General features: G+C 31.9%; 16 protein-coding genes and 2 pseudogenes. 2 read left to right on the top strand and 16 right to left on the bottom strand.

Going from position 1 to position 14,482, the window contains the following annotated elements; translation table 11 throughout:
- Positions 1 to 201: transposase (locus FGQ53_RS09245; protein ID WP_212744427.1), on the top strand; the 201-nt coding region annotated here is incomplete at its 5' end.
- A gap of 246 nt (positions 202 to 447) precedes the next feature.
- On the opposite strand, the gene FGQ53_RS09250 is transcribed toward FGQ53_RS09245, so the two are convergent.
- The 16 genes and pseudogenes from FGQ53_RS09250 to FGQ53_RS09335 all read right to left on the bottom strand — a co-directional run.
- Positions 448 to 1,635 (bottom strand): tyrosine-type recombinase/integrase, encoded by a 1,188-nt coding sequence (locus FGQ53_RS09250; protein ID WP_138338111.1) that lies wholly within the window; start codon positions 1,633 to 1,635, stop codon positions 448 to 450.
- Position 1,636: 1 nt separating this feature from the next.
- Positions 1,637 to 1,876 carry a DUF3173 family protein gene (locus tag FGQ53_RS09255; RefSeq protein ID WP_138338114.1) on the bottom strand — a complete coding sequence of 80 codons (240 nt, stop codon included), beginning with the start codon at positions 1,874 to 1,876 and terminating at the stop codon, positions 1,637 to 1,639.
- A 272-nt stretch (positions 1,877 to 2,148) separates the two neighbouring features.
- Positions 2,149 to 2,373, bottom strand: a complete 225-nt coding sequence (locus FGQ53_RS09260; protein ID WP_138338116.1) for a helix-turn-helix domain-containing protein — start codon at positions 2,371 to 2,373, stop codon at positions 2,149 to 2,151.
- Positions 2,374 to 2,476: 103 nt separating this feature from the next.
- A complete protein-coding gene (locus FGQ53_RS09265) occupies positions 2,477 to 4,306 on the bottom strand; it encodes an SAG1250 family conjugative relaxase (RefSeq protein ID WP_138338118.1) in 1,830 nt (609 codons plus the stop codon).
- Positions 4,293 to 4,658 (bottom strand): MobC family plasmid mobilization relaxosome protein, encoded by a 366-nt coding sequence (locus tag FGQ53_RS09270; protein WP_000401235.1) that lies wholly within the window; start codon positions 4,656 to 4,658, stop codon positions 4,293 to 4,295. The genes FGQ53_RS09265 and FGQ53_RS09270 overlap by 14 nt, the downstream gene beginning before the upstream one ends.
- 4 nt (positions 4,659 to 4,662) lie before the next feature.
- Positions 4,663 to 5,019, bottom strand: coding sequence for an SAG1252 family conjugative relaxosome accessory protein (locus FGQ53_RS09275; RefSeq protein ID WP_138338121.1), 357 nt, complete (start codon positions 5,017 to 5,019; stop codon positions 4,663 to 4,665).
- A gap of 492 nt (positions 5,020 to 5,511) precedes the next feature.
- The gene (locus FGQ53_RS09290; RefSeq protein ID WP_138338127.1) at positions 5,512 to 8,154 is read right to left on the bottom strand and encodes an AAA family ATPase; all 2,643 of its coding nucleotides are present in this window, start codon (positions 8,152 to 8,154) and stop codon (positions 5,512 to 5,514) included.
- Complete coding sequence (locus FGQ53_RS09295; RefSeq protein ID WP_138338130.1) at positions 8,151 to 8,846, bottom strand: ABC-three component system middle component 1; 696 nt, start codon at positions 8,844 to 8,846, stop codon at positions 8,151 to 8,153. Before FGQ53_RS09295 ends, FGQ53_RS09290 begins: the two co-directional genes overlap by 4 nt.
- A gap of 1 nt (position 8,847) precedes the next feature.
- A complete protein-coding gene (locus FGQ53_RS09300) occupies positions 8,848 to 10,257 on the bottom strand; it encodes an ABC-three component system protein (protein ID WP_138338133.1) in 1,410 nt (469 codons plus the stop codon).
- 63 nt (positions 10,258 to 10,320) lie between these two features.
- A complete protein-coding gene (locus FGQ53_RS09305) occupies positions 10,321 to 11,076 on the bottom strand; it encodes a zeta toxin family protein (RefSeq protein ID WP_138338136.1) in 756 nt (251 codons plus the stop codon).
- Positions 11,076 to 11,552: a type II toxin-antitoxin system antitoxin PezA gene (pezA, locus tag FGQ53_RS09310; protein WP_007520112.1), complete on the bottom strand. Its 477-nt coding sequence runs from the start codon at positions 11,550 to 11,552 to the stop codon at positions 11,076 to 11,078. The genes FGQ53_RS09305 and pezA overlap by 1 nt, the downstream gene beginning before the upstream one ends.
- Positions 11,553 to 11,621: 69 nt before the next feature.
- Complete coding sequence (locus FGQ53_RS09315) at positions 11,622 to 11,909, bottom strand: hypothetical protein (RefSeq protein ID WP_007520113.1); 288 nt, start codon at positions 11,907 to 11,909, stop codon at positions 11,622 to 11,624.
- A 43-nt stretch (positions 11,910 to 11,952) separates the two neighbouring features.
- Positions 11,953 to 12,342, bottom strand: a complete 390-nt coding sequence (locus tag FGQ53_RS09320) for a DUF5945 family protein (RefSeq protein ID WP_007520114.1) — start codon at positions 12,340 to 12,342, stop codon at positions 11,953 to 11,955.
- Positions 12,339 to 12,566, bottom strand: a complete 228-nt coding sequence (locus FGQ53_RS09325; protein WP_007520115.1) for a DUF5965 family protein — start codon at positions 12,564 to 12,566, stop codon at positions 12,339 to 12,341. The genes FGQ53_RS09320 and FGQ53_RS09325 overlap by 4 nt, the downstream gene beginning before the upstream one ends.
- A gap of 54 nt (positions 12,567 to 12,620) precedes the next feature.
- Positions 12,621 to 13,709 carry a DUF3991 domain-containing protein gene (locus tag FGQ53_RS09330; protein WP_138338139.1) on the bottom strand — a complete coding sequence of 363 codons (1,089 nt, stop codon included), beginning with the start codon at positions 13,707 to 13,709 and terminating at the stop codon, positions 12,621 to 12,623.
- Positions 13,710 to 13,747: 38 nt separating this feature from the next.
- Positions 13,748 to 14,251: pseudogene (locus FGQ53_RS09335) on the bottom strand (peptidylprolyl isomerase); the annotation flags it as partial.
- 35 nt (positions 14,252 to 14,286) lie between these two features.
- Between FGQ53_RS09335 and FGQ53_RS09340 the strand changes: the two are divergent.
- Positions 14,287 to 14,482, top strand: a pseudogene (locus FGQ53_RS09340) (IS5/IS1182 family transposase); the annotation flags it as partial.

Raw genomic sequence — 14,482 nt, forward strand, 5'->3', positions numbered from 1 at the left:
AATGCTAGTTTTCATCCCAAGAACATTTTGGATGAACTTTACATTCAAGATAAGCACTTTTTCTTACCTCTACCACCGTATTCACCAGATTTGAATCCTATTGAGCAAGCTTGGGCTATCTTGAAAAAGAAAGTGACAGATTTATTAAGGAAAGTTCCAAATATTTTTGAATGTTTAAAGTGCTTTTTTAAAACTAAATGACTATAAAATATTTCTAGAAATTAATTTGACTTTCCTAATCGATTTGTTCACATCTTGTTTCAATATGCTATACATAAAGATGATGACCCCTTTTTTGCCCCTTCTTGAACAAAAAGAAAACCGCTACTCTCAAGAATAGCGGTTTAATCATGTTTTTAAGCTACTAATGTAGTTGCTCTATTATTTAAGAGTAACAATTTGCTAATCTTATTTTCTCCCAGTATTAGTGGGTTAATTCCTCAATTTTCAACTTTGGCAGGAATTTGGTAGGTAAACTGATAATCCAAGATTATCTAAACTGTTTGTAATTTCTTCTGAAATTGTTGAATCACCTGAATAGTACCAGTGACTATATGTATTCAACGTAGTTGACTTATCAGCATGTCCTAATCGATATGAAACGTATAAAGTATCCTTTTGTAACACATTTATAAGATAGGAGGCATGACTATGTCTTAAACCTTTACCTGTAATTTCTGGTACACCAGTAATCTTAGCATGTCTTTTAATTATCCTAGAGATTGTAGATTTACACAAAGGATTGCCAAAACGTGATATTACATAATCTTTATCATCATTCTTAATTTGAACTTCTCGCCATTTTTTAAGTATTGTAATTGTAAAATCATCTAAATCAATTTTACGATTCCCTGCTACTGTCTTTGTTTGTTGTTTAGCATACCATACACCGTTTTTATCTTTCTCAATTGTAGAATGAACATGAATCCATTTACGTTCAAAATCAATATCTTCCCATTTAAGAGCAATACCCTCACTAACCCTTAAACCAGTCATAAAATATAACCAGATTGTCATGTAATTATGGAGTCCCTCATATTCACTAATATCAAAAGAGTCTATTACCTTCTTAAATTCATCAAATGTCCAAAATTTTGTATCAGGGTGCTTTCCTCTCGGATTATCTAATCCTTTAAAAGGGACTCTATCAATATACCCCAATCTTTCTGCATAACCCAGACATGCTTTAAATCTAGACCACACATTTTTAGCATAGTTACTAGAATACTTGTCTATAATAGCTAAGCGAAATCTTTCACAGTCAATAGTACTAATATCTGATAATTTTTTACTACCAAATTGCTTAATAAATAACTGATGATGTGGTAAAGCGGTCTGATAAGTTACAAATTGAACTTTTTGTTGATAATATTTTAAATAAATCTCTTCCATAAATTCTCTAAAAGTTAGAAAACTATTATTAATAGTAGAGTTCATAAATTCATGTTTTAAACGAAGTATCTCTTCATATGCTTCCTTAAAAGAATTAAACGGTAGTCCCTGTTGATTTTTCCTTCCTTTCTTTTGAATTCTTTTCCCAGTTATTGGATCAACTCCTAATTCAATTTGAAAATAAATTTTTCCTTTTGAATCTTTGTATACACCTTTATATTTCTTTGTCTTTGATATAACCATTTTAATCACCTTCTATATCTGAAAAAGAAATACCAATTAAATTTTCTACAATATTTTTAGGAGCAATGCCTAACCTTTTATTATCGAAAGGTGAACATCCTAATTGTACCGCATTCTTATCATTTTTTCTAGCTTCTTCAAACTTTTTTACAGCAATCTTTTTTGCTTGTCTAATAATATTTCTCGATGTGTGCTCTGGAAAACCAATCGCAACTAAATCTTTATAGTTTACTGTTTCCATGATTTTTCTACTTCCTTTCTTAGATTTTTTCACCTCCATGGCATGACTGATGAAGTCATCATAAGAATTACACTTGCTGCTCTTTTACGGTGGCAGCCTGAACGGTCAGAAGTATCATTGTATATCATTTGTATCATGGCATATAAAGTATCGCTCTATTTTATTGATGGTTTTAATGTCGCTCTTATCATGGCGAGCCATTCAAAACTGCTCCACAAATGAGGAAAGTACCATTTTGGACTATTCAATTGTCAATGTGCTTTCTTAACCTACTACTTTTTGGAGTAATAGTCTTCTTTATTATCCACTCGACCTACAAGGTAGTCTAGACTCACCTTATAAAAATCTGCAAGTTTGATAAGGTCATTTATAGAGATTAGCCTGCTACCAGCTTCCATTTTAGAATAAGCTGATCTTGTACAATTCAAAACGATTTTCGCAATATATTCTTGTGTCAAATCATCATCTTCACGTAAATCTCTAATCCTTTTCAACATTTGTTGTCTCCTAAAACAAGGATAATATAGTTATTTTCTTATTTTTAAATATGTGACAAATTGGCACATGAAACTATTCTATATATACTTTTTAGGAAACTGTTTACTCTAAATGTATCTCATTTTCCTCAATAGATTTCATATTTTGTTTTTTCTTATATTTCTTTATTGTTTTATTAAACATTTCAAATAAATTTATTGCTTCTCTATGTTGTTCCTTCAGTGTTTCAATCTTTCCTTTATATATGCATAAATCCTTCTCTATTGTATCTACTGAACTTTTACCTTGAATACTATTTTCTAAATTGCTAGAACTATTTGTCGTATTATTCAACAATACTTCCTCTAAATTAGTTAAATCATCAATTTTATTTTGGACTTGTTCAATCATATTCTCTAGATATGATATTTGGTCAATAAAATCCTTTGTTATGTTTTCGAAATCATTCGGACTATTTTCCGCAGATATAAGAAAATCTAATTGTTCAATTTTTTCTTTAATTTTGCTAAGAGGAATTCTTCTATACATATACTGCGGTTCATACTGAACATTAAATTGCCTAATCAAAGTTTTACCTTTCATAAAGCGATTTTTTTCTGCTGAATCTTTATGATATACATAGTAAGAACTAGTTTCTCTGAGAAATACTTTAACTTTTTCTTCTTCCATATTGATTTGAATATTTGGTACAAAAATAAGTCCTTCTTGTCGGATACCAAACTGTACCTTAATGTAAATTCCATCGTCTACTACTTCTTCTATTTGATTAAGATTCAACTCTACTTCAAACTCATGAACAGTATCTCTATTTCTCTTGAAATCTTGATAGGATTTCCATACCACCTCTTCTGTCGGCAACTCTTTTTCTTTAATTAGCTTTTCTTTATTGTAAAGTTCAACTAAATTTTTATTATCTAAGACAAAAGCTTCATTTTTGTTATTAAAATAGTCTTGAAAATAGCTAACACTGTACTGATTCGTTTTTCCTAATTCCTGTTCTGAAAGCTTAATCCCATTAAATTCAAATAGAACATGTTTTTCTTTCGGAATTATTTTTAAGTCAAAAAATTCTGCTTGTTGAATCAATTCATTCATATTCTTCATTTTCGGAAGTAGAAATTCTAAGACGTTTATAATTTCCCTTTGAACAAACTTTTGCTTAAAATAAGTTTCATTATAAGGTTGTTTTCTATTCAATTTATCATCACGTATGACTTGTTTCATATTTGAATCAGTCATAAAAAAAGTAACATGCTTGTGTCTAAAATCAATTTTCAAATGTAAAGCTTTTGCTTTTTTCCTGAAATCTTCAAAATTTTTCGAGTTCTCTATTAGAAAATATACCCGTTGTTTTATTTCATATTTGTAATTGGTTTTTCGATAAACTTCATACTGACGATGCGAATAACGATTTTCTATAATCTTTGCACCTGCAATTTTTGAAAGACGATCTGAAACCATTCGTAGATTACGTTCTGACTTATAATTCCATAGAAACTTTTTATCAGAATTATGATCAATTGAATTTAGAATGATGTGATTGTGGATATGACCTTTATCGACATGTGTTGCTACGATAAAACGAAATCTACCTCCTGTCAACTCTTTAACTGTCTCATACCCAATCCGATTGATTTGTTCGGGAGTAAGATGATCATCTGGAGAAAAGGACTGAATGATATGATGAGAATGAATTTTTCGTTGATTTACTTCTTGCCTATCATGACGAAATTCATAAAGAGTATCATTACTTAAAAAATTATCATTGTACATCTTCACTAGTTCTTTATAACTAGGAAAATCTAAATAATTTCTCATACCAAAATCTGAAACTAGTGTTAGATTTTTTGTTTTACTTGGATTCAAAATATATTTGGTTAGTTTACTACGATAATTTTTTCCATGAATCGCAAAGTGTTTAGTGATGACCATAAAATTTCCTCAATTTTTCAGATTGAATAAGAAAATCTTTCTCCACTTCTACTATTAATTCTTCTATACCTTTTCTCAACTCATTTAATTCAACTTCCGTTATTAAATTCGAATAATTTATGCTTCTTGCTATTTGATTAATATTATTTCCGATTCGTTTTAATTCAAAAATCAAATCTTGATAACTATTTGTATCAATGGTGATAAAATTCATACCAGGATCTAGTAGAGTTCGTCTAGCATATTCTGAGAATGATAAGCAGTTACTTTTTGAGATATTTTCATTCAATTTGACTAATTCTAGGTCAGATAAAAAGACTTTTTTTAAATTTGTTCTATATCGGTGCTCCACTATACTACCTCATGTATTTGTTACGAAAATCTTCACTAAGAGAACTTGTTTTTTCTACCTCTTTAATTAATTCCTGAATACAAGTTAACAAAATAGAAACATGTTCTTGAGTAACCTGATGATTTATTTTAGCAATTATTAATATTTCATGAACATCACGGCTAATTTGTTCCAACATTTGTTTTTTCCAAAGATTGAACCATTTTTCCATCTGTTTTTGTCCATCAGACAATAGTAAGCTTTTACGGAGAAAATCAGAAAAATTATCCTCTCCTTTCTCTCTCATTAAATCTAGTATTTGTTTTTCTTCCGTTTCTGTTAAGCGAAATTGTTTCCGAATACAACGTATATCTCTTTTCATATGACTTTTCCTCCTTTATTGATACCTGTACTTACAATGTAAGCTTACAGACACTGTCAGTACATTTTTCAAAATAGCTTCAACATTTTTGTAAGGCTTTGCGAGCTCAGATATTGTGTCCACAATATCCCAAAAATCATATCGCTAGCCGACCAAAACCTTCTAGTTTTGACAGCCAACGATAAGATAACTTGGTGGCTTCGCCCCCAAACCCCCAGTGAAAAATCAAGACCTGATTTTCTTAGGAATGATATAATACTCTTCAAAAATCAAATTCAAACCACGTCAGCGTCGCCTTACCGTACTCAAGTACAGCTTGCGGCTAGCTTCCTAGTTTGCTCTTTGATTTTCATTGAGTATAAGGATAACAAGAATGTTTTGGAAAAGTTATCACAGGAGAATGAGAGGATGAAAAAAGAGCCTTTCGGCTCTCTGTACTGTCTCAATGTATATTAGAACTTATTATTTGGGATTATACTCATCAAAATTATTCTAGTCAACTAATATTATATCCTTTATGTTTTTTAAACTCACATTTGAAATTTCTGAATCTGAAAACAATTCAAATTTATACTTGATAAACATAGCACTACCATCACTATGTGTAGACATGATAATCTGGTATTCTGACAAAGCGTGTCTCAACAAGTCGATTAAAGCATATACATTCATTGAATCCATATCTTGAATAGGATCATCAATCGTCAGTAATTTAAAATCTTTCGAAATCTTAAATGTTGTATTTAATGCCAAAGTAAAAGCAAATGAGATAACGGCTATTTGCCCCGAACTTAGTTGATACATTACATCCTGCTCACTGTTGCTATTTGCTATGAACCTAATATTAGAATTATTTTGAGTAGTTAATAGAACTCCCATTCCCTGTTGATAATTTTGTAATATTTTTGCTGTGTAGATATAAAATGGAAGTTTCAATTTTTCAATCATTTGTACTTGATATTCTTTAATGTTATTATTTAATTTCCTGATACGTTGTTGAAGATAATTCACCGTTTTATCAATTAGATGAAGGCGTTTATCAAGCAAATTCAATAATGTTAATTGTTGTATCTCAAACTGATTGATAATATAATCTCTTTTTTTACCTATGTCCTCTATAGTACATTTTTTAAATATTTTTTCATCAGATGCAAAATATCTATCAAATAAATTTTGTGGATCTGAACTTTTAGAAAAGTCAAATCCTATTTTTGAACTAATATCTTCTAAAAATATTGAAATTTTATCTCGATTCACTTGAAATTGATGCAGGCTAATCGGTAATCTTTGAAAATCCAATTGAAATGCTTTTATTTCATCATTGCGTAATACTGAATATTTTTCTAAAAGTCTTTCAAAATCTGCTTCTCTAGACTTAATTCTTATAAAAGAATTATAGACTTCTTTTGGCAATAATAATCTTTTCTGCAGTGAATCAATTAATTCCTTTTTTAACATTTCAAAATCTTGAACCAAAACACTTGATTCGACTGGTATAGGAGAAATACTTGAAGTCTCTGATACTAGATTATTAAAAACATCAGGAAAATTATAATTACTTATTGAACGTATCTCCTCCAAGAAATCTTTTGGGAGAACAAAGAGTTTTTCTTGCTCAATTTCAATTTGACTTTTTATAGCCATTATCAACTGATGTAATTCTTGGACAAAATTTGCAATATCTACTTCAAGTGTGGATAAATTTTTTCGAAATTGCTGAGTAGTTTCTTCATAAGCATTTAGTAGTTGTTCACTTTCAATCCAGTCATAACCGCAAAATAAGCATTTTGAATTATGTTCCTCACTATGCTCTTTTAAACGACTTCTTATCTCAAGTAATTTGTTAATAGAAGTTGTTCCGTCATTTAATTGTCTCTTTTTTATATTGTAATTTGTAAATTTCGGTTTAAACTGTTCAAGCCAAATCTTACCAAATTCCCATTCAGAAAAATTATTTAATGATTTTTCTATTGTTTCCATATTGATTTCATCAATTTCAACATCAAATAAACGTTCCAAAATTTTTCCTTGTTCAAATAACTTGCGATTATTTTCTAAATACTCTAATTGTTCAATATAGTTTTTTAGCAAAAAATAGGAATAATTTTTTTCATTTGAAATTAGACTGTGGTTTTGTTTGATGAAATCTACCTCCTCCCGATTCTCAAAGATTTCTCTGAATAATAAGTAGTCAGTAAAGTCACTATTTTCTTTTATTTCTCGCTCAAATTGCTCACTTTGTTGTCTCAGCAAGTAGTCCTTAGGAGAAAATGAATTTCGAAATTTTTGTAATTTCTCAACTTCCTGCAGATATCCATCCAAACTTACCTCTGACAATTCATCGTCAAAAACAATCACCTCTCTATTAAAAGGAAAATCAATATCAGTTCTAAGTGATAACCTAGTATAAGGGATTTTATTAGCAGTTGAAAGATTTTGAAATTTCTTTTTTTTAGTTTCTAGTTCTTTTTTATTGGAGACTAAAGTTTTTCTTAAATTATCTAATTGATTCTTTTTATTAACATAAGATTCAATATTTAATAGAAAATTCAATTGTTCCTTTCTATCTTTCTCCTTTTGCTTTAAATAATAAGCGGTCTCATCTTGTTGAATATAATGGAACAAATCAAATGTTTCACTCAAGCTATAATCTTCTGATTCATATCCTAAAAACTCACCAATAGCTTTTTGAATATCTTTCTCATCCCAATCGTCTATAGATTCAACATCTTCAATCTTTTCGAACTCCTTTTCAGAATTAAACTTAATATTTCGTTTAAACTGTGAGAACGAATATTGAGGAACATTATTACCGTTAGAATTACTACTACTTTTATAACGACTAGAGACAGTCAAAGTTTCATCTTTATCATTTACTAGCATTAACTTAATCAGTGTATCTTTATTAGGATCATTTTGAAAGTAGGCTGAGCTGAACCTGCTCCTTCCATCAGTATAATCTGATTCTGTGATTCGACGTATTTTCCCAGTTAAGGATAATTCTATTGCATCAAAAATTGTAGTTTTTCCAAATCCATTTGGGCCGACAAACAAGGTTACATTATCTTGAAAATCAATAACTTTAGTACCTTTTACATTTTTAAAGTTTTTTATCAATATCTTTTGGATTCTCATAGTAATAATTCTCCTATTTGTAGCAATTCAGAAATACTTTCATCCTCCTGGGCAATGTTTTTTAGAGAATTTGATAGTTCGTCATCGGAATATTTGTCATAAAAATCCCTTAATCTATTATCTAATTCACCCATACTATCATGATATTGTTTTTCTATACTTTGATATATGTCGTCTTTTTCAGGAAGAGTGAAAAAAGGCAACTTCACACCGATTTCCATCGCCATAAAATATGAATCACTAAAAAACATATTATCTTCAAAGGTATCAATATTAGATTCTAAGTAGTTATATAGTGCATCATTAGTAGCTTTATCTTCCAAATCTGATATTCCTTCTGAGGTGTATAATAAAACGAACTTTCTAAAATAATAATAATCCTCTTCAACCAATAAGATAGATCTTTGAGTTTTATCATCCTCAAATGCTGTTTTCAAATCTTCAACTTCTACCAAAATAAACAGAGAAGTATTTTTCTTTATATTATCGTGTCTTTGTGTTCTTGATTGTTTTTCAAATTCATCTATTATTTTTGATGTTTTATCATTTTCAAAAAAATCATTTAGCTCTTCTTGACTGTATTGTCTAACCATAAAATACTCAGATTTTAATTGATTAGTATATAAGTTCAAGTCTGTGTTTATACAATCAAAGTGATTATGTTTTAGTAAATTTATAATGATATTTTCCATACTACTCCTCTATAGTTCTTAACTCTTTTTCAAGTGCTGTATCAATTTTAATAAACTCCATATTAGCATTGAAGATACTATTTTTTATACCAGTATCCCATTCATCTTTATATCGAATATTATCTGGTATGTCTGTCAATTCATCAATCCTCGAATCGATGGAAATATCATTTATTGACCTATTAATCAAAAAATCATGATTAAAAGTCGCTTTCAAAAATTCTGAATTATTTATAATTTCTTTAACTATTTTAGCAATCCTACCAGGTCTATTCTGAATATCAATCAAAGAAACTCTATAACTTTTATCATCTTCATCTAAATAATTATAGCTTTTAAATGAAAAACTTTTAGTTTTTTCTAATAGTAGATAAAATATATTTTCTAAGGAAGGAATAGGAAATAACTCCAGAATATTTTCGTCTGATGTTTTATCCGGTAAAATCATCTTTACAAATTTATAAAATTCATCTTTAGACATAGATAGTAGTTTTTTGATTATCTTATCCATTTGAATGAAATCATCTTCACAGATATCATCTGCATAATCTTGGTGATATTGCTCCCAGCTATAAATTAACTTATTTTTTAATTCAAAGATTTTATCTTTAGGGAATTCATTTTGAATAATTGCAATTATGTCTTTAAAATATATTTCTGGATAAGCAGAATTATTATGAGACTTCCCTATACTATGGTTTAATAAAGATCCTACATATTTGAGATATACTTGACTAAAGTGTGAATCGTTCTCTTTCAACGGATTATTTTTTAGCTTTAGAATCTCTTTTATTTCAGCTATACAATAGTCTCTAATTGTATCATTATTATCATCTTGAGAAAGTGGACAATGATAAATATCGTTTTCTTTATTGTATGGATATAGTTGAATACAGGAATTATTATCAGTATATTTTTTTCTGCGACCGTCTTTCTTTAAATACTCATACCGGGATAAATTGAAATCTGTTATTGCTACAATAACGTGTAGGTATCTTGAATCAGGACTAACTTCTACAGTTAGTATGTGTCCTCGCCCATCAAATTGATGGATTTGAAATCCTTCCTCATCAATTATTTCTTTCCAAATCTTTTGATTACTTCTCTTATCCTCAACCTCACAATATTTTCTTGTTTGTATCTTAAAAAGAGTTGAATATTGTTCCCTTGACGTACCATCTATGTATGCCTTTACTTGATGCCTAGATATAACTTTGCCGTTGTTATCAACAATATCAAAATCTTCAGCATTTTCATATCTAATCACATAATTCTCATAATTAGGCACCTTATCATCAATACATTTTTTCAATTGTCTTAACGCTACTAAAAATCCTACTTTCCCTTGATGGATATATCCACTCCAGCTAGGAGTAGCGTTTCTATTCTGTTCAACACTAGAGCTAGCCAATTTTAACCTCCTGTTATTCCCTAAAAATTGATAAAATTTAACTTCTATATTAAAAGTCCATGCTTACTTGTAACTTTTCAACTTCTCTTCCCCCACCTTCAACATCTCTTTCTCTACCTGACTCCACTCGCCAAACAATAGGTCGTGAAGAACATCTGCTGCTGAACTTTCATCATCTCTTGAATCATAAACACAAGTTCTATCTCGTTGATAGATTTGCATTCGTGCAAAGATACCTAATTGCTCCAGTTGTCGGGTGTTACTAACGAAATTGCTCACTATCATGTCATGATGTTCTTTTGGAGTTGCTCTAGCTTGACTAGAATCTATAGTATAGAGCTCTTCATAACGTATCAAAGTGCTGAGATAGGACAATTCTGGCTTAGTCGCAATCAGTGCAAGTGAGACTTGATAGCCTCTAGTTGCCAATAATTGTACCGTTTTTCGAGGGACTTCTGTTATTCTCAGTGTTCCCTCAATTAATAAATGATAACTTTGTTTACTGAGTTCATCAATGAGGTGTTCAACCATCTTCCCCGCAAAATCTTTGGTATAATCAACGCTATCTTTACCATACTCTTCCTTCAAAGCCAGATAATTTGGATGCTGCGAATGAAAGCTATCTCCGTCAATAATGATGATGTTTCCTTGAAATTCCTTTTGCTTGATTCGATGAATGGTCGTTTTTCCAGCTCCACTTTGACCACCAAGCAGAACTGCTTTGGGAGTTGAGGAAATAGTTTTTCCATGGGTTAAAGCACGAATATTACGCTTTAAAGCTTTTTGAAACTCCGCCTCACTAAATTCTGCTAAAGTCATTAGGCCACCACCTGGTGATTGGCAAGGTTTAACATCCGCTCAATGCCATCTAAATAGCCATTGTAACGCTCTATCTCTTCAAAGGTATCGACAAGATAAATCTTGGTATTCACTAAATCTGCTACATCATCACTTATCAAAATCCACGGATTCGATTCATCGTCAAATGCAATCCCTTTCCCATCTTGATAGCGATACAGTTTTGAAAGAATAGTGGAGCCACGTTCTTTTAAAACTTCAATTTTTAAGGTTAGCTGATAATCTTCTACGGGAGTCATCAGCTTATCTTCTCCAACAATATCGACATAGGAGACATTGAATTTCTGACAAATCCGATCAATGAGTTCGGTTGAAACAGAGCTGGTTCCATTCTCATATCGACTTAGACTATTGCGAGAAATTCCGACAATTTTTGCGAACTCTGGCTGCGTTAAATCATGTGTCCGTCGTAAGGACTTAATATTATCTCCAATCATTTACTGCTTCCTCCTTGTGTTTACTCTTATTATACCACAAAAAACGGATAACGCACCAAAATTGGTGCGTTATCCGTTTTGCGGTTTCTTCGCCTGCTTAAATTCTTGGATACGTTTATCCAGTTGCTCTTTATTAAGTTTATTCTTTGCTTCAGTAATGGTTTCATCTAAAGTTAGTTCCCTTGGTATAGGTTTTGAGATGGTTTCTTCTGCTCTAGTGGTCTGAGTTTTTGAATCAAAGACAACATCTAGTAATTGGTCTACCTTAAATAATTCGGCTTCAGACATCCCTGATAAGCGATGAATGAGACGTTTAAAGCTATTCTGGTTATGAGTTTTCTTTCTGAATAATCGCATATTTTTCTCCTTATAGAAAGCAACCCAGCTGGACTGCTCTCGCTTATAGGTCATCAATAGCTGCGGAAATGGCCTGTAGCTTTTTATTTTGAATCTTCTTTTCATCAATCAGCTGATAGAGTTCTTCAATTTGCTTTTGACAAGCTGAAATGTCATTGTTGTTTTGTGCAATTGTATTCGCCAAATATTGTTTGTAGTCACTAGTGATATTTACTTTCAGCGACTGACTTTGCTTATCTTTTTCTTCAGTCTTTGATTCTACTTTAGCTTCTGGATTCTTTTTTTGCTTTTCAAAAGCAGCCACATAATCCACTTCTTCATTTGGCTGATCATCCTTTTTATGGAAGAGTGCTGCGATTTTAGCTCGCTCTTCATTTGAAGATGTTGGTGTCGCATCGTCTAGTGGCTGATCAAAATTCCATGATTTACTCATTCTGTATCCTCATTTCTATCATTTGGGTGGAGTGGGGCTTCTTTACCAAAAGCCTGTTCTAAAGCTTCATGAAAGGATAAATGACTAGATTGTTGCCGTTTGATAAAGGTACTATACATAACTGTTTGAAGTTGATCACGATAGTTTTCCAATTTTTCCGTCTCTCTCGAGACTTTTTCTTCTTGTCTAGCCACTTTTTCAGCCAGACGTTCAATCACACTCATAAAACATTCCTCCTTGTCACACTCTAGCTTATGACAAGACTCTTGATTTTGTTATCACAATTCTAAAACAGTCTCTCGTTTAGGTGGAGGATGATTCCTAATGACTTGTGCTTGGACTGATTGGATAACTTCCCCTAAAGAAATTTCCCTTTGTTGTTTCACCAAATCATTCCAGTCTGACTTGGTTTCCAATCCCTGTAATGGTGGCAATTCTTGAACGATTGGAATACCTTTCTCTGACAATTTCTGACAAAAGTCTCTCCCGGCTTCATCATTATCAACTGCCAATGTTATCATTTCAGGGTGTTCATTAAAATAGAGTGTCGTATCTTTGATGGCATATAGGTAGTTGGTTAACCGATTAGGTGTGACGGTGTCTAAAAAATCTAGTTTCCCTTGTTCCTCTGCTGCTAGACGCAAGACTTGGTATGCGATCACTGAAAGTTTTAAGCCTTCCATTGAAACCAGGCGAACATCTGATAGCTGCTTTTGATGAATCTGATAATAGCTCATCATATCAATAACCGATTCACAAAAGATGAGTCGATTAGGTTTGCCAACATCAAAACTAATACCCACATGACCATGAGACCCCTTCATCATTTTCTTCAAGCATCCTCGATCATGTCTTTGTTCATTTTTGACGAGACCTTGAAGGCTTGCTCCTTCTAGCTGACCATGGTGGTTGTAGCTCTTAAAAACAAGGACAGATTCCTGAAAGGTCTTTGTCTGGTAACATGCTTGAGCCAAGATTCCTTTTCTACCGAAGGCATTAATAACATCATCACTTAATCCACGAACCTGGGTCAAGTAAGTTCTTGCTTGCTGAAAAGTTTCTTCAGGCAAATAATAACGAAAATGTCGATAAGTTTCTTCTATCGTTTTAGCCTGTTTAAAATCTCCAGTTTCAAGATAGGACACGGCTTCTTTAAAAGAAACACCTGCCACTAACTGAACAAAGTCAATCACATCTCCTTGTATATCTCTTGAAAACCATTTGAAAGTATTGGTATCGGCAAAAATCCGAAAGGAATCATGTTCTGGGTGTTCATAAACTTGTCCTGATAAACATCTAAAGGAATAACCCAGACTCTCAGCCACATCTAAAATGGACTTTTGTTTTACTGCTTTAATTATTGTCATCTCATCTCCCTATCAAAAAAGCAGAAGAATCTCTCCTGCTAGTTTGTCTCATGTGTGGTATCTCCTTGAATGTTTGGAATACTAGAGTTAGCCCCATCAGTAGCTTCTTTTAAGTTCTCTAGTTTTCCATTACAAATGGTTAGATGGTTAACCAGGAGCTTGTCTGAAACCTTGGAGTAGGACAACTTAATCGTCTTAGTTTCTGTCTGAGTAGTTCGTTGTTGCTGCTTACTCAAATCAGATACATAGGTCACTTGATAGGATACTTCTGCGAGAGCTTCATTGGTTTCTGTATTAACATAGATATGAGCGGTTTCAAAGCGGTAATCCAAAATATAGTCCTTATAGACCTGATTGATGGAATCCTCTTGGCGAGCCACTTCTTCCTTATAAGCAGAACCCGTCATATAGGGCTTGATACGATTGTTGTTCTCGCCAAGCCTTTCCTTAGTGTAGTATTGAGTGAGAAATTCTTTGACAAACTCATCTGATAAGACTGTTGCTTTTTCTTCCTGCTTTTCCTTTGTCACAAGTTTATTAGACTTGTTCGGTAACTCAAAAGTGGTATACTAAAGCTATGGAAACAACATACGAAAAAGCCTTAAAATTAAACTCAGAGAATTTCAAATTGTTGATAGGTGTTAAAAAAGCGACGTTTCAACTGATGCTTGATTGTCTCACTGACGCTTATCAAGCGCAACACCGAAAAGGAGGACGCCCACGCCGTCTAAGTATGGAAGACCAACTTATCATGACCTTGCGCTACTTACGCT

It is taken from the genome of Streptococcus mitis (genome assembly GCF_005844455.1).
GTDB classification, from domain to species: Bacteria; Bacillota; Bacilli; order Lactobacillales; family Streptococcaceae; genus Streptococcus; species Streptococcus mitis_BF.